Annotated in this window: 20 protein-coding genes and 1 tRNA gene; 9 read left to right on the top strand and 12 right to left on the bottom strand. The window is 66.5% G+C overall.

The features are described 5' to 3' along the window. Window positions 1–80: 80 nt before the first annotated feature. Window positions 81–824 (bottom strand): 2,3-diphosphoglycerate-dependent phosphoglycerate mutase, encoded by a 744-nt coding sequence (gene gpmA, locus QYL93_RS05035; protein ID WP_305742628.1) that lies wholly within the window; start codon window positions 822–824, stop codon window positions 81–83. Between the two features lie 72 nt (window positions 825–896). On the opposite strand from gpmA, the gene QYL93_RS05040 reads away from it, so the two are divergent. The 4 genes from QYL93_RS05040 (at window position 897) to QYL93_RS05055 (ending at window position 3278) form a co-directional block, all read left to right on the top strand. Next, window positions 897–1304: a rhodanese-like domain-containing protein gene (locus QYL93_RS05040; RefSeq protein ID WP_305742629.1), complete on the top strand. Its 408-nt coding sequence runs from the start codon at window positions 897–899 to the stop codon at window positions 1302–1304. A gap of 69 nt (window positions 1305–1373) precedes the next feature. After that, complete coding sequence (gene grxC, locus QYL93_RS05045; RefSeq protein WP_305742630.1) at window positions 1374–1634, top strand: glutaredoxin 3; 261 nt, start codon at window positions 1374–1376, stop codon at window positions 1632–1634. Window positions 1635–1759: 125 nt separating this feature from the next. Continuing rightward, window positions 1760–2218 (top strand): protein-export chaperone SecB, encoded by a 459-nt coding sequence (gene secB / locus QYL93_RS05050; protein ID WP_057201869.1) that lies wholly within the window; start codon window positions 1760–1762, stop codon window positions 2216–2218. Window positions 2219–2267: 49 nt separating this feature from the next. Next, a complete protein-coding gene (locus QYL93_RS05055) occupies window positions 2268–3278 on the top strand; it encodes an NAD(P)H-dependent glycerol-3-phosphate dehydrogenase (RefSeq protein ID WP_305742631.1) in 1011 nt (336 codons plus the stop codon). A 113-nt stretch (window positions 3279–3391) separates the two neighbouring features. On the opposite strand, the gene QYL93_RS05060 is transcribed toward QYL93_RS05055, so the two are convergent. After that, the gene (locus QYL93_RS05060) at window positions 3392–4078 is read right to left on the bottom strand and encodes a long-chain N-acyl amino acid synthase (RefSeq protein ID WP_305742632.1); all 687 of its coding nucleotides are present in this window, start codon (window positions 4076–4078) and stop codon (window positions 3392–3394) included. A gap of 461 nt (window positions 4079–4539) precedes the next feature. Further along, the gene (gene lysA, locus QYL93_RS05065; protein ID WP_305742633.1) at window positions 4540–5784 is read right to left on the bottom strand and encodes a diaminopimelate decarboxylase; all 1245 of its coding nucleotides are present in this window, start codon (window positions 5782–5784) and stop codon (window positions 4540–4542) included. Window positions 5785–5911: 127 nt separating this feature from the next. Here lysA and QYL93_RS05070 point away from each other — a divergent pair, with 127 nt between their 5' ends. Next, window positions 5912–6856, top strand: a complete 945-nt coding sequence (locus QYL93_RS05070) for a LysR family transcriptional regulator (protein WP_305742634.1) — start codon at window positions 5912–5914, stop codon at window positions 6854–6856. Between the two features lie 293 nt (window positions 6857–7149). Here QYL93_RS05070 and QYL93_RS05075 read toward each other — a convergent pair whose 3' ends face one another. From QYL93_RS05075 to QYL93_RS05100, 6 genes are all read right to left on the bottom strand, one after another. Then, on the bottom strand, window positions 7150–7782 hold the full coding sequence (locus QYL93_RS05075) for a 50S ribosomal protein L25/general stress protein Ctc (protein WP_057205494.1): 633 nt from the start codon (window positions 7780–7782) through the stop codon (window positions 7150–7152). 179 nt (window positions 7783–7961) lie between these two features. Then, the gene (locus tag QYL93_RS05080; protein ID WP_057205491.1) at window positions 7962–8936 is read right to left on the bottom strand and encodes a ribose-phosphate pyrophosphokinase; all 975 of its coding nucleotides are present in this window, start codon (window positions 8934–8936) and stop codon (window positions 7962–7964) included. Between the two features lie 50 nt (window positions 8937–8986). Beyond that, window positions 8987–9063 (bottom strand) — tRNA-Gln (locus QYL93_RS05085). 24 nt (window positions 9064–9087) lie between these two features. Beyond that, entirely contained in the window at window positions 9088–9951 is an 864-nt protein-coding gene (ispE, locus tag QYL93_RS05090; RefSeq protein ID WP_305742635.1) for a 4-(cytidine 5'-diphospho)-2-C-methyl-D-erythritol kinase, read from the bottom strand. A 26-nt stretch (window positions 9952–9977) separates the two neighbouring features. Next, a complete protein-coding gene (locus tag QYL93_RS05095) occupies window positions 9978–10496 on the bottom strand; it encodes an outer membrane lipoprotein LolB (protein ID WP_305742636.1) in 519 nt (172 codons plus the stop codon). Further along, on the bottom strand, window positions 10496–12292 hold the full coding sequence (locus QYL93_RS05100; protein WP_305742637.1) for a tetratricopeptide repeat protein: 1797 nt from the start codon (window positions 12290–12292) through the stop codon (window positions 10496–10498). The genes QYL93_RS05095 and QYL93_RS05100 overlap by 1 nt, the downstream gene beginning before the upstream one ends. 29 nt (window positions 12293–12321) lie before the next feature. Here QYL93_RS05100 and mutM point away from each other — a divergent pair, with 29 nt between their 5' ends. The 3 genes from mutM (at window position 12322) to mutY (ending at window position 16340) form a co-directional block, all read left to right on the top strand. After that, a complete protein-coding gene (gene mutM, locus QYL93_RS05105) occupies window positions 12322–13137 on the top strand; it encodes a bifunctional DNA-formamidopyrimidine glycosylase/DNA-(apurinic or apyrimidinic site) lyase (protein WP_305742638.1) in 816 nt (271 codons plus the stop codon). A 159-nt stretch (window positions 13138–13296) separates the two neighbouring features. After that, window positions 13297–15270 carry a dynamin family protein gene (locus QYL93_RS05110; RefSeq protein WP_057205478.1) on the top strand — a complete coding sequence of 658 codons (1974 nt, stop codon included), beginning with the start codon at window positions 13297–13299 and terminating at the stop codon, window positions 15268–15270. Then, window positions 15270–16340 carry an A/G-specific adenine glycosylase gene (gene mutY / locus QYL93_RS05115; protein ID WP_305742639.1) on the top strand — a complete coding sequence of 357 codons (1071 nt, stop codon included), beginning with the start codon at window positions 15270–15272 and terminating at the stop codon, window positions 16338–16340. Before QYL93_RS05110 ends, mutY begins: the two co-directional genes overlap by 1 nt. A gap of 11 nt (window positions 16341–16351) precedes the next feature. On the opposite strand, the gene rapZ is transcribed toward mutY, so the two are convergent. From rapZ to QYL93_RS05130, 3 genes are read right to left on the bottom strand one after another with little or no spacing between them, the layout of a single operon-like run. Then, on the bottom strand, window positions 16352–17230 hold the full coding sequence (gene rapZ, locus QYL93_RS05120) for an RNase adapter RapZ (RefSeq protein WP_057205475.1): 879 nt from the start codon (window positions 17228–17230) through the stop codon (window positions 16352–16354). Further along, window positions 17220–18944 (bottom strand): DNA repair protein RecN, encoded by a 1725-nt coding sequence (recN, locus tag QYL93_RS05125; protein WP_305742640.1) that lies wholly within the window; start codon window positions 18942–18944, stop codon window positions 17220–17222. The genes rapZ and recN overlap by 11 nt, the downstream gene beginning before the upstream one ends. 2 nt (window positions 18945–18946) lie before the next feature. Continuing rightward, complete coding sequence (locus QYL93_RS05130; RefSeq protein WP_305742641.1) at window positions 18947–19858, bottom strand: NAD kinase; 912 nt, start codon at window positions 19856–19858, stop codon at window positions 18947–18949. A 210-nt stretch (window positions 19859–20068) separates the two neighbouring features. On the opposite strand from QYL93_RS05130, the gene hrcA reads away from it, so the two are divergent. Beyond that, window positions 20069–21067, top strand: coding sequence for a heat-inducible transcriptional repressor HrcA (hrcA, locus tag QYL93_RS05135; RefSeq protein WP_305742642.1), 999 nt, complete (start codon window positions 20069–20071; stop codon window positions 21065–21067). Window positions 21068–21070 lie beyond the last annotated feature (3 nt).

Raw genomic sequence — 21070 nt, forward strand, 5'->3', positions numbered from 1 at the left:
CCGCAGTTCCGCGCCGGGACTCGCTTTCGGGCGTTTTAAGGGTTTTATCAGCGGGCTTTACACCCGCTTCACGCCCTTTGTTACGCCTTGCCTTGCGAAGCGACTGCCGCAGCGGCCTTGGCCGCCGCTTCAGCGTCACCCAGATAGTAGTGGCGGATGGGCTTGAGGTCGGCGTCGAGCTCGTATACCAGTGGAATCCCGTTGGGAATGTTCAGGCCCACGATGGCATCGTCCGAGATGTTGTCCAGGTACTTGACCAGGGCGCGGATCGAGTTGCCGTGCGCCGCCACCACCACGCGCTTGCCACCCTGGATGGCCGGGGCGATGGATTCGCTCCAGAAGGGCAGCACGCGGGCCACGGTGTCCTTGAGGCATTCGGTCAGCGGCACCTGGCCGGCGTCCAGCCGCGCGTAGCGCACGTCGCTGCGCTCGCTGCGCGGGTCCGTGACTTCCAGTGCTGGTGGGGGGGTGTCGTAGCTGCGGCGCCATACCAGCACCTGCGCGTCGCCGTACTGCTTGGCCATGTCGGCCTTGTTCAGGCCCTGCAGTGCGCCGTAGTGGCGCTCGTTCAGGCGCCAGCTGTGCACCACGGGCAGCCAGGTGCGGTCCATTTCATCGAGCGTGTGCCACAGTGTGCGGGTGGCGCGCTTGAGCACGCTGGTGTAGGCCACGTCGAACTCGTACCCCTCGGCCTTGAGCAGGCGCCCGGCGTTCTTGGCCTGGTCCACGCCGGTGGGGGTCAGATCCACGTCGGTCCAGCCGGTGAAGCGGTTTTCAAGGTTCCAGGTGGATTCGCCGTGGCGGATCAGTACGAGTTTGTGCATGGTTTCCCTTGGAGCAGCGGGTCAAAACCATACATTCTAAAATTGCGCTGTTCGCCAACCCAAGGAATCCCCGTGAAATTCATTATCGACAACTGGTATCTGTTCTTCGTTGCACTGGCTTCGGGCGGCATGCTGATGTGGCCTTTGCTCAAGAACGCCAGTAGTGGCACGCTTTCGCCCGCTGGGGCCGTGCAGCTCATCAACCGCGAAAAGGCCGTCGTCATCGACGTCTGCGAGACCGAGGAATTCGCGGCCGGCCACGTGGGTGGTGCCAAGAATGTCCCCCTGAACCAGCTTGAGGAGCGCCTGCCCACCATGGTGAAGAACAAGGCCCTGCCCCTGGTGCTGGTATGCGCTACGGGTGCGCGCGCCAACCGCGCCGTGGGCGTCGCCAAGAAGCTCGGCTACGAGAACGTGCAGGCGCTGGCCGGAGGCCTCAAGGCCTGGCGCGAAGCCAGCATGCCGGTTGAAAAGGCCTGAGATACCCATAGATGAAAGGGGCAGGCGCTTGGCGCCTACCCCGCCGCCACTCTACGAAAGATGCCCGCCATGCAACCCGTGAAGATGTACACCACCGCCGTCTGCCCCTACTGCATCCGTGCCAAGCAGATCCTCAAGTCCAAGGGCGTGGAGCAGATCGAGGAGATCCGCATCGACACCGACCCCGCCGCCCGCAACACCATGATGGAGATCACCGGGCGCCGTACCGTGCCCCAGATCTTCATCGGCGACACCCATGTCGGCGGGCACGACGACCTGGTAGCGCTGGACGGCCGTGGCGGCCTGATGCCGCTGCTCGGAGTCCAGTGATCGCGTAAGCCCGTCTTCGGGCGCTGCATAATGCAGCCCCATGTGCCCGCTGCGGGAGCTCTTCCCCGGCGGGTTTCGTTTTGTCACCCGCTCGTTGTTCGAGCACAAGAAGAGACCTGTCAACCATGGCCGACCAAGAAAATCCCGTTTTCCAGATCCAGCGCGTCTACCTCAAGGACATGTCGCTCGAGCAACCGAACTCGCCGGGCATCCTGCTGGAACAGGAACAACCCAGCGTGGACATCCAGCTGGGCGTGGAAGCCACTCCCGTGGCCGAAGGTATCTTCGAAGTGGCCGTGACCGCAACGGTGCAGACCAAGGTCAAGGACAAGACCGTGTTCCTGGTCGAAGCCAAGCAGGCCGGCATCTTCGAGATCCGCAACATCCCTGAAGACCAGATGGGCGCCATCATGGGCATCGCCTGCCCGCAGATCGTCTACCCCTACCTGCGCGGCAACGTGGCCGACCTGATCAACCGCGCCGGCTTCCCGCCCGTGCACCTGGCCGAAATCAACTTCCAGGCCATGTTCGAGCAGCAACAGGCTGCGGCTGCGGGCAATCCGTCGCCCATCATCACGCAGTAAGCGTGGTCTGCGGGGACGCAGCATGCCGTCCCCGCCGTCTCATTCCCCTATGAAAATCCTTGTTCTGGGCGCAGGCGCCTGGGGCTCTGCCGTGGCCATGGGCGCCGCGCAGCACCCCGCAGGCCATGCCGTCACGCTGTGGGCGCGCGACGCCGGGCAACTGGCCGGCATGCAGGCGGGCCGCGAGAATGCGCGCTACCTTCCCGGCATGGCTTTCCCGCCCACGCTGGCGCTGGCCGGCGGAGACTTTACTGCGCTTGCGGGCGCGGCCGATCTGGTCATCGTGGCCACGCCCATGTCGGCCCTGCGCGGCATGCTGCAGGCGCTGAGCGACTGCGCGGCACCCGTGGCCTGGCTGTGCAAGGGCTTTGAATCGGTGGCTGGCGACGCGCCTGGCCGTTTCGGCCTGCTGGCCCACGAAGTACGGGCCGAGGTCGCACCCCAGCTCAAGGCCGGGGCCCTGAGTGGCCCCAGCTTCGCCCAGGAAGTCGCCCGAGGCCAGCCCACGGCCCTGGTGGCGGCCAGCGAGCACGCCAGCGTGCGTGATGCCCTTGTGGATGCATTCCACAGCCCCAGCGTGCGCGTCTACGCCAACGAGGACATCGTGGGCGTAGAAGTGGGCGGGGCGGTGAAAAACGTGCTGTCCATCGCCACCGGCCTGTGCGACGGGCTGGAGCTGGGCTTGAACGCCCGCGCTGCGCTCATCACGCGCGGCCTGGCCGAGATGACGCTCCTGGGCCTGGCGCTGGGCGCGCGGGCCGACACCTTCATGGGTCTGTCGGGCCTGGGTGACCTGGTGCTGACTGCCACCGGCGACCTCTCGCGCAACCGCCGCGTGGGCCTGCTGCTCGCCCAGGGCCAGACCCTGGCGCAGGCCGTGGAATCGCTCGGCCACGTGGCTGAGGGCGTCTACAGCGCGCGCACGGTGGCACAGCGCGCCCGATTGCTGGGCGTGGACATGCCCATCACCAATGCCGTGGTGGCCCTGCTCGATGGCCGGCTGCAGCCTGCAGAGGCGGTGGCACAGCTGATGGGCCGAGATCCCCGCGATGAGGCCTGATACGGATTTGCCTTCAACCGTCTAACTTCGTTGGTCCGCCTTGCCGTGCTACAGCACTGTCTGCGGCCTCCCGCCTAGTTATACGATTGAATGCAAATCCGTATGAGCCCCGATTAACCGCCTGATAGACGGCGCAGCAGCCCCTCCTCGTCATCGGGGTGGAAGAAATAGGGGTAGAAGCTGCGCTCCTGCGCCGACAGGCCGGGCCTGCCGCCGAACTGGTCGATCAGGCGGCGCCCCTTGTTGCCATCCATGTGCAGCAGTACGGCCGGGGCGCCCACGCGCTGGCACAGGCGCGCCGATCCCACCAGGTCGAAGCGCAGCATGCGCATATAGAACGATGCATGGCGCGGGTTCACCTCGATCACGATGTCGGTAGCCCGGCGTGCGCGGAAGGCCACGATGAAGGCGATGTGGAAGATGGCGCCCAGCACCTGCTTGGAGCGCACGCCCGGGTCCATGGCGAGCTTGCCGATCTCGCAGACGCGGGCGCCGCGCCCGCGCATCTCGCCGATGAATTCGGGAAACTGCTCTGCCGCAGCCAGGTCTCCGTCATCGAACCGCACGGAGATGGTGCCTGCGGGCTGCCCGTCGATCTGCACCACCAGGCTGCTCAGGTCAAAGTCGTGCGTCAGTGTGGCCTGCATCTTGTAGCCCCGGCTGGCGTACATGCGCGCCAAAAGGCCCTGGCCCCTGCGCGACAGGCGGATCTTGCAGGTCTTGGTCTCGATGGTGCCCAGGCGGCTCAGGTACTCGCCCGGGTACTCGAGTTCGACAATGGTCCGTTCTTCCGCTTGCATGGCAGGCTCCTTGCGGTGTTTCCATGTCCCTTGTCTGACGCGCCGAAAGGGGTGGACCAGGGCATGGAAGCAACCAGCCTAGCGGCGACCGAGGCCATCGGCAAACATTAAAAGGCAGGTGGCGATCAGCGGTGAAGCGGCCTGCGCAAACGGTGCCGCGCAGCAAAAAAGCCGCATCCGCCTTCAGTAGGCGGATACGGCTTCTTGCGTTTTGCGCTGCGCCCGTGGGGGCGCGGGATCAAAACACCCCGAACAGCATCAAAAGCAGGACGAGGGACAGTGGGACGCCGAGCAGCCAGAGAATGATGGGCATGGTGATCTCCTTGGAAACGGGTGGAAGTGGATAAGTGACTTCACTGTATTCCCGGCCCCTGTCCTCGCCTGTCCTCCAACGCGGCGCCCCTGCGTAGGCCCGAGCCTACCGGCCTTGCAGGGGCCGGCGCCATGCCGCCGCACTGTTGTTACAGCCCTTCTTCCAGTGCCAGCAGCTCCTGTACCGTCTGGCGCCGGCGGATCAGCCGGGCCTGGCCGGCATCGACCAGCACCTCGGCGATCAGCGGCCGCGTGTTGTAGTTGGAGGACATGGAGGCCCCGTAAGCGCCCGTGTCGTGGATCACCAGCATGTCGCCCACCTGGGCCGCAGGCAGGTCGCGCGGCAGCACCACGCCGCCATCGCCCTGGGTGAACACGTCGCCCGACTCGCACAGCGGGCCAGCCACCACCGTGGGGCGCGCTGCGGCAGTGCTGCCATCGCGGCGCAGCACCTGCATGGCGTGGTAGCTGCCGTACATGGAGGGGCGCATCAGTTCGTTGAAGCCCGTGTCCACGAGCACGAAGTGGTTGCTGCCCGCGTTCTTGGTGGCGCGCACTTCGCCCAGCAGAACCCCCGACTCGGCCACCAGGAAGCGCCCGGGTTCGATCTCCAGGCCCAGCTTGTGGCCGACGATGGCCTCGGCCTGCTGGCGCGCCGTGTCCCACAGGCCGTGGTAGTGCTGCGTGTCGATCACCGGGTCGCCGCTGCGGTAGGGGATGGACAGGCCGCCGCCGGCCGAGATGGCGTGCAGGTCGTGTCCGGCCGCATGCGCTGTGCGCACCAGCTCCACCATGGCGCCGCAGACCTCGGCCAGGTGGGCGTAGTCCACGCCCGAGCCGATGTGCATGTGCAGGCCCGTGAGTTTGAGGCCGTGCTGCTTTATAGCGGCCAGCGCCGCCGGCAGGTCGGTGTGCCAGATGCCGTGCTTGCTGTGCTCGCCGCCGGTGTTGGTCTTGTTGCTGTGGCCATGGCCGAAGCCGGGGTTGATGCGCAGCCACACGGCGTGGCCCGGCGATGCCTGGCCCAGCTGGTGCAGCATGTCGATGGAGCCGGCGTTGACCGGCACGCCGTGCTCGACCACGCAGGCCAGCGTGTCGGCATCGAACAGGTCAGCCGTGAACACGATCTCCGAGGGCTCGCCACCCGCCTGGTAGCCGGCCGCCAGCGCGCGCAGGATCTCGCCGCGCGAGACTGCATCCACCTTCACGCCCTGCTCGCGCATGAGCTTCAGGATGTGGATGTTGGAGCAGGCCTTCTGCGCGAAGCGCACGGTGTCGAAGTTGGACACCTGGGCGATGCGCTGGCGGATGGTGGCGGCGTCGTACACCCACAGCGGGGTGCCGAACTGGCCGGCCAGGGACCACAGTTGTTCAGGCGAGAAAGGGTTGGACATGGCGGGCAGTGCTCCAGGCGCAGAAAAAAGAGGATGGTGAACGTCTGGACAGGATGATGCCCCGCTGAAGTCATTCAGTCCAATGCCTTGTTTTTTATATCCATTCATTTTCGATATGATTCTTGTCATGAACTCCAGCGACGACAACGCCCTTCGCATCACCCACCGCCACATCGAGACCTTTCGTGCCGTCATGGTGGCCGGCAGCGTGACGGGTGCGGCCGAACTTCTGCACACTTCCCAGCCGACCGTGAGCCGTGAGCTCGCGCGGCTCGAATCCATGCTGGGCTACACGCTGTTCGACCGCGTTCAGGGACGTTTGCGTCCCCATGCCCGGGCGCTGGCGCTGTGGGAGGAAGTGCAGCGCTCCTGGCAAGGCCTGGACCGCGTGGTGGACCGTGCCGTGTCCCTGGGGCGCTCTGCCGGCGCCGCGCAGTCCTTGTCCGTGTTGTGCCTGCCGGCGCTGTCCCATGCCCTGCTGCCCGGGGCCGCCGCACGCATGCTGGCCGAGCATCCGGGCGCCCGTGTCTCCGTCACGCCCCAGGAGAAGCCACTGCTGGAAGAGTGGATGACCGCCCAGCGCTTCGACATGGGGCTGAGCGAACAGCTCTCGAGCCCACCCGGCACGCGCTCGCATTTGCTGCTGACCCTGGACGAGGTGGCGGTGCTGCCGGCGGGGCATGCTCTGGCCGCTCGGCCGGTGCTGCAGCTGGCGGATTTTGCGGACCAGCCGTTCGTGAGCCTCTCGGCGGACGACCCCTACCGCCGCCAGATCGATGCCCTGTTCGGCGAGGCCGGTGTGCAGCGGGTGATGCGCATGGAGACACACAGTGCGGTGGCTGTGTGCGCGATGGTGCAGCGGGGCTTGGGGGTGGCTATCGTGAATCCGCTCACGGGGCTGGCGGTGGCGGGGGAGGGGGTGGTGGTGAGGCGGGTGGGGTTTTCGGTGCCGTTTCGGGTGAGTGTGGTGTTGCCGTTGTACCGGGCGGCGTTGGAGGAGGTGGGGTGGATGGTGGTTGCGCTGGAATCAGAAGTGGCTGAACTGGAAAGCAGGCTGCGGCGGTTGGTTTGATATCTGGGTAGGCTTGGTGCTTGGTGCTTGGTGTGCGGGGCGTGGTGGAGGCTTGCTGCCTTCGCTCTGCTGGCAGTGGTTGCTTCTGTTGCTTGCTGAGGGCGGAGGCCGGGATGTGCGCCCGGCGGCGCACATCCCGGCCTCTGCCCTTCATCAAGGCAATCAGCAACCACAGCCAAGCATGTCTTCGCACGCAGCACAAACAAAAACGGCCCACCGAAGTGAGCCGTTTTGTTGCTGGAAGCAGCACCACCAGAAAGGCAGCACTGCTCCGGCCAGGAAAAAGCCAAGAATTACTTCTTGCCCTTGCCCTTGCCTTTGGCGTCCGCAGCAGGAGCGGCTTCCACAGGGGTTTCGACAACCACGACCGGGTTGGTCACGGAGACCAGCACGGGGTTGTTCTGGCCACCGCGGATCACGGGGGTCACGCCCTTTGGCAGCTTGATGCTCTTGAGGTGCAGCGAAGCACCCTTTTCGAGCGTGGACAGGTCCACGGCGATGAATTCAGGCAGGTCCGAAGGCATGCAGGTCACGTCGAGTTCGTTCACGACGGGGTTCACCAGGCAGTTGTCGACCTTGACAGCCTTGGACTCTTCAGCGCCGCTGTAATGCAGTGGCACCTTCATGTGCAGCTTGGTCTTGGCATCCACGCGCTGGAAGTCGATGTGCAGCACGAGTTGCTTGTAGGGGTGGTATTGCACGTCACGCAGCAGAACCTTGCTGGTGGCGCCGGCCACTTCCATGTCCAGCACGCTGGAGTGGAAGGCTTCCTTCTTGAGGGCGTGCCACAGTGCGTTGTGGTCGATCTCGATCAGTTGGGGTTCGGCAGTACCGCCGTAGACGATGCCAGGCGTCTTGCCCGAATTGCGCAGACGGCGGCTCGCACCCGTACCTTGCTTGGCGCGCTCAAAAGCGACGAAGTTCATAACTAGCTCCTGAAAAGGACAGACCGCGACCAGTCTTGCCCTGTTTTAAAAAGGCCTGCTTTGCCCCAGGGGGCAGGCAGGCCACATTGCGTTCCCGAACCAACGGACAAGCCTCCCGAAGGAGGCTTGATGTCAACCATCTTGCAAAGCCGAGGGCCTCCTGCGAGGCCCGGGGCATGTCAGAACAGGTTGTCCTGGTCCGAGAACAGACTCATCACCGACTCGCCCTTGGCAATGCGCTGGATCGTTTCGGCGATCAGCGGGGCCACGGAGAGCTGGCGGATTTTTGCGCATCCCTTGGCGTTGTCGTTCAAGGGAATCGTGTTGGTCACCACCACTTCATCGAGGGCCGAGCCCTTGGCGATGCGTTCGATGGCAGGACCCGAGAAAATGGGGTGGGTGCAGTAGGCGTACACCTTCTTGGCGCCACGCTCCTTGAGTACCTCGGCGGCCTTCACCAGCGTGCCTGCTGTGTCGATCATGTCGTCCATGATCACGCAGTTGCGGCCTTCGATCTCGCCGATCACGTGCATGACTTCGGACACGTTGGCCTTGGGGCGGCGCTTGTCGATGATGGCCAGGTCGCAATTGAGCTGCTTGGCCAGTGCACGGGCGCGCACCACGCCACCCACGTCGGGCGAGACCACGATCAGGTCTTCGTAGTTCTTCTGGCGCAGGTCGCCGAGCAGCACGGGCGATGCGTAGATGTTGTCCACCGGGATGTCGAAGAAGCCCTGGATCTGGTCGGCGTGCAGGTCCATGGTCAGCACGCGGGCCACGCCCACGGCCTGCAGCATGTTGGCCACCACCTTGGCGGTGATGGGCACGCGCGACGAGCGGGGGCGGCGGTCCTGGCGGGCGTAGCCGAAGTAGGGGATCACGGCGCTGATGCGCTCTGCCGAGGCACGCTTGAGCGCATCGACCATGATCAGCAGTTCCATCAGGTTTTCATTGGTCGGGGCGCAGGTGGACTGCACCACGAACACATCGCGCGCACGGACGTTCTGCTTGATCTCGACGGTCACTTCACCGTCGGAGAACCGGCCCACATCGGCAGCGCCGAGGGTGGTCCCGAGGTGTTGGGCAATTTCAGCTGCCATGCCAGGATTGGCATTGCCGGTGAATACCATGAAGTCGGGTTGATTGCCTTGCATGAGCGTCCCAGCGGTCTGAAAAAAAAGCCCGTACTACGCGAGTAGATATTTGGCAGGGGAAGAAGGATTCGAACCTTCGCATGCCGGAATCAAAATCCGGTGCCTTAACCAGCTTGGCGACTCCCCTACACGGGTCAACTGCCGAAAGCAGCTAACCGAAATTCTCGTCTGATGCCCACCCTGCCAGAGGATGAACTATCAGATTGTCACATGCCCTGATCTGCCAGTCGCCGGGGGCGCCTTGAAGATCCATCGCATGTGGCATTTGTGCAAACACAGCACTTCCTGAGCCTGTCATCCTGGGTCGCATCCCGCGCTGCGAAAGCCACGAAAGGGCTTGCGTAACATCGGGGCACAGTGCCTCGGCAACTGGCTGCAGATCGTTTCGACCGAAGTCAAAGTGTGTTGCAGCAAAGCCTAAAATTGTAGCACAGCCAGAATCACGTTTCAAACTCGGCGAAGAAAAAATTGCTTTTGTCTCCAATCCTGCTGCGGGCTTGACGACCGCGAAGCGTGCTTTCGGAAGTTGCTGTGCATTCTCAAGCGGCGTGATTGTCTCACCAATTCCTTCGACAAAAGCGTTCGTGCCGCATAAAAAAAACGGAACGTCTGCGCCAAGGGCCAGGCCGATCTTCTGCAGCGCCTGGCGCGACAGGTTCAGGCCCCACAGGCGGTTCAGCGCCAGCAGCGTGCTGGCTGCGTCCGACGAGCCGCCGCCCATGCCAGCCTGGGCGGGGATGCGCTTGGTGATGCCGATGTGTGCACCCTCGGTGCAGCCCGTGGCCGCCTGCAGGGCGTGGGCTGCGCGCAGCACCAGGTCCATCTCGGGCAGGGCCGGGCCCAGGTCTTCGCGGCTCAGCGCGCCGCCGGGCCGGCGCTCGAAGTGCAGGGTGTCGCACCAGTCGATGAGCATGAACACCGACTGCAGCAGGTGGTAGCCATCGGCGCGCCGGCCTGTGATGTGCAGAAAAAGATTGAGCTTGGCCGGAGCCGGTACGTCGTACAGCGCGTGCATGGGAAGAAAGGGGGGCAGGGCGCCGCTCAGCGGCTGAAGGCGATGCGCAGCGTGGCTTCAGGGGTGGGGTCGTGGCGCCGGGCCACCAGCCGGCCGTCGGCGCTGCCCGAGAGGTCGGCCTGCCAGCCAGTGGCGGTGGCCTGGTTGCCATTGAGCCATTCGAAGATGGCAGCGACCGGGATGGCGGTGCCGGTGGCCTGGCGCAGCAATTCGTCGAGCGAGGTGGACTCGCGGGTTTCCTGCCCGGTGGTGAGCTGTGCGCGCCCGGCTTCCCACTGCAGCCGCGCCAGCGTGTTACCCAGCGGGCTGGTGAGCACCAACTCGCCCTTGTCGGGGCTGCCCTGCAGGTCGAACAGCGAGGAGAACGATTGCGATGCCTGCCCCTCCACCTGCAGCGACAGGCGGCCCGACCACGATGCGGCGCCGGACTCGGCCGCCCGGGGCGGCTGGGCGCAGCCTGTGAGCCACAGGGTGCAGGCCAGGGCCAGCCATGCCATCCATTGGCGCAGCGCGAAGGGGTTGCCATTGCCGGCAAGAAGGCGCATCAGGGCTTCGCCCCCAGACGTTTCAAGGTGTCCTTGAGGCTGTCGTTCTCGGGGTTCAGGCGCAGGCCTTCGCGCCAGATGCCCAGGGCCTTGTCGCGCTCGCCCATGCTCCAGACCACTTCACCCAGGTGGGCGGCGATCTCGGCGTCGGGCCGGGACTTGAACGCGGTTTCGAGCAGGCTGCGCGCCTTGGCCTTGTTGCCCATGCGGAACTCCACCCAGCCCAGGCTGTCGGTGATGAAGGGGTCGCCCGGTGCCAGCTCCAGGGCCTTGGCGATCAGTTGCCGGGCCTCGGGCAGGCGCTGGCCGCGCTCGGCCAGCGAATAGCCCAGCGCGTTGTAGGCGTGGTGGTAGTCCGGCTGGCGCGCAATGATCTGGCGCAGCAGCTTTTCCATGGTGTCGAACTGGCCGACCTTCTCGGCCAGCATGGCCTGGTCGTACAGCAGTTCGCCGTCCTCCGGGGCTAGGGCCACGAGCTCGGTCTGCACCTCGTAGGCTTCCTTGAACAGGCGCTGGTCTCGCAGCAGCTGTACTTCGGCCAGCAGCTTCATGCGCTTGTCGTCCTCGGTCACGCCGGGCAGGGCGCGCAGCAGTGCGCGGGCCTGGGCGATCTTGCCCTGCTTGGCCAGCAGTGAGGCCCGGCGGCTCTGGGCGCTGAACAGCTCGCTCGAATTCTCGATGCGGGCCAGCCAGCCTTCGGCCGCTGCGAAATCCCCGCGCTTTTCGGCGATCTGCGCGTACAGCAGGTAGGCCTGGTTGAGGCTGCGCTGGCGTGCTTCGCGGTTAATGTCCGGGCCCTCGATGAGCGTCAGGAAGCGCTTGAGCGAGGTTTCGGCCAGGTCCAGCCGGTTGTCCTGCAGCTGCAGCGTGGCCAGGACCAGCCAGGGCTCGGGCAGGTCTGGCTTGGCGCGGGTCACGGCTTCGAGCTGGACCTTGGCCTCGGCGTACTTCTGCTGGCCGAGCAGCACACGCGAGTAGGCCATCTGCATGTCGGGTGTGGCCTGCGGCTGGCTGGCGAAATAGCGGGTCACCAGCGCTTCCCCTTCGGGCACGCTCTCTTCCTGCAGTTCCATGCCAAGCCGGGCGGGGCCTTCGCTGGTGGGGTCCAGGATCTGGGCAGCGCGGGCACTGGCCAGCGCGCCGGTCTTGTCGCCGGCGGCCAGGCGCACACGCCCGATGGCAATGTGCGCGGCTGCCGCATTGGCGGGCTTGGCCAGCTCGTCTGCCAGGGCCTGCTCGACCACCTTAGCGGCCAGGGGCTTGTCGCTGGCACGGGCGAACATCTGGGGCACGATGCCCAGGATGGCGGGTTTGGCCTGGACGGGGGCCTGGGCCAGTTCCTGGCGCAGCAGTTCCGGGGTCTCGCCGATGCGGTTCAGGGCGATCAGGATCTGCAGCACATAGCGGTTGGCCTCGCGCGAGTCCGGCTGGGCTTCGCGCCAGGCCTTGGCGGCTACCAGTGCGTGGTCGCCCGCGCGCGCCTGCAAGGCCATGTCAGCGGCCCGCTGGTAGAGCTGGGGGTTGTTGGTGCGCCGCGCCGCTTCCAGCATGAGGGCATAGCCTGTGCCTGCCTCACCGGTGCGGGCGTTGATCTCGCCCATGAGGATTTCATAGAACAGCTCTGCGTCCAGCGCAGGGTTGCTGCTGGGGGTGTCATCGGGCGCCGGCTCGGCCGCCCGTGGCGCCACACTGCCGGGTTGCTGGGCAAGGCCCGCCGTGGTCATTGCTGCGAGAGCAACTGTCAGGACGGCAGACCGAAAGTAGTTTGAAGGCACCATCGACCCATAATAATCCATGCATGACAACCTGTTTGTGAGGGCTTTGGATGCCTGAGTTGCCCGAAGTGGAAGTAACGCGGCGCAGTTTTGCGCAGGCCATTGCCGGCGCCCAGGTCACGGCCGTGCGCGTGGGCAAGCCGCTGCGCTGGCCGTTGGGGGGCGATGGCGGTGCCTTGGTCGGGCGCAGTGTCTCGGGCGTGCGCCGCCGGGGCAAGTACCTGCTGGTGGACCTGGACCAGGGTATTTTGCTGGTGCACCTGGGCATGTCCGGCAGCCTGCGGTTTGCGCTGGGCCTGCCGCCGCCGGGGCCCCATGACCATTTCGACCTGGTCACCACCCAGGGCACCTTGCGCCTGCACGATCCCCGTCGCTTCGGCGCGGTGGTGCACGCAGCGGGCGAGGCCGACCCGGTGGCGGCCAAGCTGCTCGGCGGCCTCGGTATGGAGCCTCTGTCCGACGATTTCTCCCTGGATGCGTTCAGCCGCGGCATCAAGGCCAGCCGTACCCCTATCAAGCAGATGCTGCTCGGGGGCAAGGTCGTGGTGGGGGTCGGCAACATCTATGCGTCGGAGGTACTGTTTCTGTCGGGTATTCGCCCACAGACACCGTCGGCACGCATTGGCCCGGCCAGAATGGGAAGGCTGCATGCGGCCATACGACAGGTGCTGGAGCGCGCCGTGGAGTTGGGCGGCAGCACGCTCAAGGATTTCTCCAACGCCGACGGCGCCTATGGCAGCTACCAGGCCCACGCCAATGTCTACGGGCGCGAGGGCGCGCCCTGCAAGGTCTGCGGCACGCCCATCAAGGCGCTTCGCCAGGGCCAGCGCAGCAGCTATTTCTGCCCCCGCTGCCAGCGGGCATGACACGGACGGGCACCGTGCCGGCCGGTTGCCGCTTGGGCGCAAAAATGGCCCGGCCCGGCCGGGGTGGTACATAAGCACCATCCACAGCTATGGCTGGCGCGCAGTCGATGCTATATTTTGTTTGTTCAGAAACAGTCGTTATCGAACGCCGGGAGCAAAGTGGGACCTTCATTCAACGAGCAGTTTGACCAGCATGGCGCGTGGAGACGTGCGTTCGCTCAGCAGCTCAAGCAGCTGGCTGAGTGGATGTCCTCCCACGAGCTGATGGACGCATCCGTCCAGGAGCGACTGCAGCGCCTGGAGAGTCAGGTCCGCACCGACAAGGTGATGGTTGCGTTCGTTGCCGAGTTCTCGCGCGGCAAGTCCGAGCTGATCAATGCGATCTTCTTCGCCGACTATGGCCGGCGCATCATGCCCGCCAGCGCGGGGCGCACCACCATGTGCCCCACCGAGCTGGGCTACGACGCCGAGTTCGCCCCCAGTCTGCGCCTCTTGCCCATCGAGACACGCCTGCAGATGCACGGCCTGGCCGAATGGCGCATGCGGCCCGATCGCTGGCACGAGATCCCGCTGGACGTGAACGACGCCGACCAGATCGCCAAGGCCCTCGAAAAGGTGGCCGAAGTGCGCCGCGTGAGCCTGGACAACGCCCGCGCGCTGGGTTTCTGGCACGACGACCTGGTGGACGAGAACCCGATTCCCGATGCCAATGGCCTGGTCGAGGTGCCCATGTGGCGCCACGCGATCATCAACATTCCCCACCCGCTGCTCAAGCAGGGGCTGGTGATCCTGGACACCCCGGGCCTGAACGCCGTGGGGGCCGAGCCCGAGCTCACGGTGAACCTGATTCCCCAGGCCCATGCCGTGGTGTTCATCCTGAGCGCCGACACCGGGGTGACCCGCTCGGACCTGTCCATCTGGCGCGAGCACCTGGCCACCTCGGCTGAGAGCATGGACGCCCGCCTGGTCGTGCTCAACAAGATCGATACCCTGTGGGACACGCTCAACTCCGCCGAGCAGATCCAGGCGCAGATGGACCGCCAGCGCAGCACGGCCGCCGAGATGCTGGGCGTGGCGGTGGAGAAGGTGGTGCCCGTTTCCGCGCAGAAGGGCCTGGTCGCCAAGATCACCGCCGACGACCTGCTGCTGGAGACCAGCGGCCTGCCCGTGCTCGAAGAAGTGCTGGCCAAGGGCATCATGGGCCAGCGCCAGGCCATCCTGCGCGCGGCAGTGGCCACGGGCGTGGCCGGCCTGCGTGCCGAGACGGCGCGGGTCATCAACATCCGCCGGCGCGACCTGGACGACCAGATGGCCGAGCTGCGCAGCCTGCGCGGCAAGAATGCCTCGGTCATTGAATCCATGCGCCAGCGCATCGAGCAGGAGCAGCACGAGTTCGATCTCTCCGCCTCCAAGATCCAGGCCGTGCGCGCCGTGCACCTCAAGCTGCTGCGCGACGTGTTCCAGCAACTGGGCTCCAAGGCCCTCAAGGTGGAGCTGGCCGAGCTGGCGCAACTGCTGCAGCAAAAGGGCCTCAAGCTGGGCGTGAAGAAGATCTATGTGCAGACCTTCGACAAGCTGCGCGGCACGCTGGACAAGGCCCAGGCTTCGGGCACCGAGATACAGGCCATGCTGGGCGGCACCTTCCGCCAGCTCAACGCCGAGTTCGGTTTCTCGCTGCAGGTGCCGCCGCCGCCGCAGCTGGAGCATTTTGCGCATGACCTCTCGCAGATCGAGCAAAGCCACCTGCAGTACCTGGGCCTGGGCAATTCGCTCAAGCTGGCCCAGCCCGAGTTTTCAGAGCGCCTGGTGCGCGCCCTGGCCATGCGCCTGCGCACGGTGTACGAATCCGCTGCCAACGACCTGGAGCTGTGGAGCAAGTCCGCCACGGCGCAGCTCGACGCGCAGTTGCGCGAGCGGCGCCGCAGCTTTGCCCGCCGCATGGAGGCGGTGGACCGCATTCAGCAGGCCGCCAGCGGCTTGGTGGAGCGCATCGCCGAGATCGAGCAGGGCGAGGGTGAACTCATCCAGCTGGAGCACCGCCTGCAGGAGCTGACCTCGCAGCTGATTGCGCCACCGGACGCCGAGCAGGCCGCAGCCGAAGAGTCCCCCGTGGACGTGGCCCTGCCGCTTTGATGCACGCGCGGGCGGGTGGGGTGGCCCAGCGCGTGGTGCGCTGGCAGGCGACGGCCGGGCGCAACCACCTGCCCTGGCAAAACACGCGCGACCCCTACCGGGTCTGGCTGTCCGAGATCATGCTGCAGCAGACCCAGGTGGGCACCGTGCTGGGCTACTACGCCCGCTTCCTCGAAAAATTCCCCGACGTGCAGGCCCTGGCCGCTGCCCCGCAGGACGAGGTCATGGGCCTGTGGAGCGGCCTGGGTTACTACAGCCGCGCACGCAACCTGCACGCCTGCGCCCAGGCCGTGGTGGCCCTGCACGGCGGGGCCTTCCCGCGCACGGCCGAGGTGCTGGCCACCTTGCCGGGTATCGGCCGCTCCACGGCCGGGGCGATTGCCTCCTTTTGCTTTGCCGAACGCACGCCCATCCTCGATGCCAATGTGCGCCGCGTGCTCACGCGGGTGCTGGGCTTCGACGCCGACCTGGCCGTGGCCAAGAACGAGCGCCTGCTCTGGGACCGGGCCGAGGCGCTGCTGCCCGTGGACGACCTCGCCAACGCCATGCCGCGCTACACCCAGGGGCTGATGGACCTGGGCGCCTCGCTGTGCAGCCCGCGCGCGCCCGACTGCCCGCCCTGCCCGCTGCTGGACATCTGCGTGGCTGGCCAGGCCGGCGATGCCGAGCGCTACCCGGTGCGCACGCGCAAGCTCAAGCGCCGGGCCGAATCGTGGTGGCTGCTGGTGATGCGCGATGGTGAGGGCCGTGTGTGGCTGGAGCGCCGACCCGATTCGGGCATCTGGGCCGGGCTGTTCTGCCTGCCGGTGTTCGCCGACGAGGCGCACGTGCACGACCATCTGGCGCACCTGCCGGTGCCGGTGGCGCCGGGGCAAACCGAGGCGCTGGGCGGCTTCATGCATGTGCTGACGCACCGGGACCTGCACTTGCACCCCGTGGTGCTCAGCGTGCCCGTGGCGCTCGACGCGACCGGGGAGGGCGGCTGGTTCAGCGCCAGCGAGTGGGAAGGGATGGGGCTGCCCGCGCCCATCCGCAAGCTGCTGGGCAATCTCTTCGGCGGCCTGCTGTAAGGCGCGCCCGCTCAGCGCCCGTCGAGTTCGCGGTGGCGTCGCAGGGTGGCCCAGCGCTTGCCAAAGGCCTCGGCCAGGCGCTCCACCAGGTACACCGAGCGGTGCTGGCCACCGGTGCAGCCGATGGCCACCGTCACATAGCTGCGGTGGTTGCGGTCCAGCATCTCCAGCCAGTGGGCCAGGAAGCCCTCGATGTGCCCCTGCATCAGCGACACGTCCGGTTGCGCGCGCAGGAAGTCGGCCACGGGGGCGTCCAGCCCCGTCTGGTCGCGCAGCTCGGGCTCGTAGTGCGGATTGGGCAGCATGCGCACGTCGAACACGTAGTCCGCATCCACCGGTATGCCGCGCTTGAAGGCGAAGGACTGGAACACCAGGGTCAGCTGCCCCGGCGCCGTCGCCATCAGCGTCTTTACGTAACTTTGCAGTTGCGAGGAGCGGATGGCGCTGGTGTCGATGACGTGCGCCTCCTCGCGCAGGTCAGCCAGCAGCTCGCGCTCGAGCTCGATGATCTGCACCAGCGCGCGCCGGCCCTGCTTGAGGGTGTCCGGAGTCAGTTCGTCGTGCGACAGCGGGTGGCGCCGGCGCGTTTCGGAAAAACGCCGAACCAGCGTGTCGATGGTCGCATCAAGGAACAGCGAGTGCACCACCACTCCCTGCTTGCGCAGCCGGTCAAGCTCCAGCGGCACCAGTGGCAGGGAGGTGGCGCTGCGCACGTCCATGGCGATGGCAACCCGGTTGCCGTGGTGGCGGTGCTCCAATGCCACGAAGGCGGGCAGCAGCTCGGGCGGCAGGTTGTCCACGCAGTAGTAGCCCGCATCCTCCAGGGCATGCAGTGCCACCGACTTGCCGGAGCCGGACATGCCCGTGATCAGCACAATCTCAAGCGCCATCGGTTGCCTTTTTCGTGATCTTCCTCTTGGGGCTGCGGGCGGGCGGCGCAACTGGCGCCGGTGGCGGAGCGACATCGAGCATCTCACGCGCGTGGGCCACGGTGGCCTTGCTGGAATCGTCGCCGCCCAGCATGCGGGCCACTTCGGAGATGCGGTCCTTGCCCTGCACGGCCACCACCTGGCTGGCCGTGCCCTTGGCGCCGCTGCGCTTGGAGACCACCAGGTGGTGGTCGGCGCGCGCGGCCACCTTGGGCAGGTGGGTCACGGTGAGCACCTGGCGGTCGCGTCCCAGTTGCTGCATGAGCCGGCCCACGGTGTCGGCCACGGCCCCGCCCACACCCGAGTCCACCTCGTCGAAGATCAGCGTGGGCGCCTCGCCCAGGGCGCTGGTGGTGACCGAGATCGCCAGGGAGATGCGCGACAGCTCGCCGCCCGAGGCCACCTTGCCGATGGGCCGGGGGCTTGCGCCCGGGTGGCCCGCCACGAGGAAGGCCACGTCGTCCGTGCCGTGGGCGGCAGGCTCGGCCAGCTTGCCCAGGGCCACCTCGAACTGGCCGCCGGCCATGCCCAGGCCCTGCATGGCGTGGGTGATGGCGGCCGACAGCCGGGGGGCGCCCTTGGCCCGCGCCAGCGACAGGGCGCGCGCGGCGGCCTGGTAGGCACGGGCGCTGGCGGTTTCGGCCTTTTCCAGGGCCATCAGGTCGGCTGCGGCGTCGAGCTGCTGCAGCTCGGCCTTCCAGCCGTGCAGCAATGCGGGCAGCTCCACGGGGCTGCGCTTGTAGCGCCGCGAGAGCGTCATCCACAGCGACAGGCGCGCATCCACGGCGGCCAGGCGCTCGGGGTCCAGGTCGTTGTGGCGCAGGTAGGCGTGCAGCGAATGCACCACATCGCCGGCCTGCGCCACGGCGGAGTTGAGGATGTCGGCGGCGCTGGCAAATTCGGCTTCGAGGTGCTCGTGGTCCTGCAGAAGGTCCTGCGCGCGGGAGAGGCCTTCCAGCGCGCCGCCCCCATCGTCGCCGGACAAGGCGGCGATGGCGGCGTTGGCCGCATCCATCAGCGCCGAGGCGTTGGACAGGCGCTTGTGCTGCGCGTCGAGCTCGGGCCACTCGTCATCGCCCGGGGCCAGCTTGTCTACTTCGGCAATCTGCCACTGCAGGCGCTCGCGCTCCTGCTGCAGGGTGGCCTGGGCAGCGCGGGCCTGGGCCAGGGCCTTCTGGTCCTGGCGCCACCGGTTCCAGCGCTCGACGGTGGGTCGGTCGCTGGTTCCGGCGTAGGCGTCGAGCAGGCCGCGCACCGATTCAGGCCGGGTCAGGCTCTGCCAGGCGTGTTGGCCGTGGATGTCCAGCAGCAGCTCACCGAGCGCGCGCAGTTGCGTGGCCGTGGCGGGCGTGCCGTTGATCCAGCCGCGGCTCTTGCCCTGGGTGTCCACCGTGCGGCGCAGCAGCAACAGGTCCTCGCCCTCCAGCCCCGCCTTTTCGAGCCAGGGCCGGATGTGGCCGGGCGCGTCGAATTCGGCGCACACGTCGGTGCGCGCACAGCCTTCGCGCACCAGCGCGGCATCGGCCCGGGCGCCGAGCACCAGTTGCACAGCGTCGATGAGGATGGACTTGCCGGCCCCGGTCTCGCCGGTGAGCACGGTGAAGCCACTCTGCAGCTCCAGCTCCAGCGATTGGACGATGACGAAATCACGCAGCGTGATGCGCCTCAGGGCCATGGTCAGGAGCCCCCTTCGTTCCAGCGCAGCTTCTTGCGCAGGGTGGCAAAGTAGTTCCAGCCCAGCGGGTGCAGAAAGCGCACGCAGTGCTCGGAGCGCTGCACCAGGATGCGGTCGCCGTGCAGCAGCGAGGCCAATGACTGCATGTCGAAATTGGCGCTCACGTCGCGGCCGCTGACCACCTCGACGGCGATCTCGGTGGCATCCGACAGCACGATGGGCCGGTTGGACAAGGTGTGCGGTGCGATCGGCACCAGCACCCAGCCGGGGATCGAGGGGTGCAGCATGGGCCCGCCGGCCGACAGCGCGTAGGCCGTGGAGCCCGTGGGCGAGGCGATGATCAGGCCGTCGGCCCGCTGGTTGGCCACGAAGCGGCCACCCACTTCCACGCGCAGCTCCACCATGCCCGAGGTGGCGCCGCGGTTCACCACCACGTCGTTCATGGCCAGTGCCTCGAAGACCACCTGGCCGTCGCGCACCACGCGGGCGTGCATCAGCGGGCGCAGGTCTTCTTCGTACTCGCCCTGCAGCATCGGGGGCAGGGTGGCCTGGTAGGTGTCAAAGGGAATGTCGGTGATGAAGCCCAGCCGCCCCTGGTTGATGCCGATCAACGGTGTCTTGTGGCGCGCCAGTTGCCGGCCTATGCCCAGCATGGTGCCGTCGCCCCCCACCACCAGCCCCAGGTCGCACTGGGTGCCGATGGTGTCCACGTCCATCGCCGCGTAACCGGTCAGGCCGGTGTTGGCGGCGGTCTCGGCCTCCAGCACCACGGTGCAGCCCTGGCCCTGCAGAAACTGGGCGATGTCCTGCAGGGCCTGGCGCGAGCTCTCGGTCATGGACGAGGCAACTGCAGCCGTAGCCGGTGCCTGCTGGTACTTGCCGATGAGCGCTACATGGCGGAAATTGGAGGTCATCGTCAAATTACATCATTGTTGTAGGAACACTGGGCCTGGGCGGGGCCTTGCATGTGCCGCTGCGGCCGCCGTGGGCCGCGAAGGCGCCAGCTGAAACGGCCCAAACCGTGCTCGGTGTTTAATGCTAGTGCATCCCATGCGGACTGCTCCGTACAACGATAGACGAAACCCGACAGGGAATCACCCACTTCCCTCATTAAAATCGACCGCATGCTCGATGACCGCGCCAAGTTGTTGCTCAAAGCGCTCGTGGAGCGCTACATAGCCGATGGGCAGCCCATCGGCTCGCGCACGCTCTCGCGCGCCTCCGGCATGGACCTGTCGCCGGCGACCATCCGCAACGTGATGGCCGACCTGGAGGAACTGGGCCTGATCGCCAGCCCGCACACCTCTGCGGGGCGCATTCCCACGGCAAAGGGCTACCGCCTGTTCGTGGACACCATGTTGACCGTGCAGCGTGACCCTTTGATTTCACCCCCGCTGGCACCCGAGCAGCCGCAGAAGGTGATCGCCAACGCCGCCAACCTGCTGTCCAACCTGTCGCAGTTCGTGGGTGTGGTGATGGCACCACGGCGCACCTCGGTGTTCCGGCACATCGAATTCCTCCGGCTGTCGGAGCGGCGCTTCCTGGTGATCATCGTCTCGCCCGAGGGCGACGTGCAAAACCGTGTGATCTTCACCGACATCGACCATTCGCAGTCGCAGCTCATCGAGGCCGCCAATTTCCTCAACGCCAACTACGCCGGCCTGGCCATGGAGCAGGTACGCGAGCGCCTCAAATCCGAGGTAGACGCGTTGCGCGGCGAGATCGGCACGCTCATGCAGGCGGCCGTCAACGTGGGCTCGGAGGGCGAGGCGCAGGACGAGGTGGTCATCTCGGGCGAGCGCAACCTGTTGTCGGTAAGCGATTTCTCCAGCGACATGGGCAACTTGCGACGCGCCTTCGATCTCTTCGAGCAGAAGACGCAGATCCTGCGCCTCATGGATTTTTCCAGCCAGGCCGAGGGCGTGCGCATCTACATCGGTGGCGAAAGCCAGGTCGTGCCCTTCGAGGAACTCTCCATCGTGAGCTCACCTTACGAGGTGGATGGCAAGGTGGTCGGCACGCTCGGCGTGATCGGCCCCACGCGCATGCCCTACGACCGCATGATCCAGATCGTGGACATCACCTCCAAGCTGGTGTCCAACGCCCTCAGCCACCGCCGCTGAGCG

The organism is Acidovorax sp. A1169, from assembly GCF_030704685.1.
Classification (GTDB): Bacteria; Pseudomonadota; Gammaproteobacteria; order Burkholderiales; family Burkholderiaceae_C; genus Acidovorax.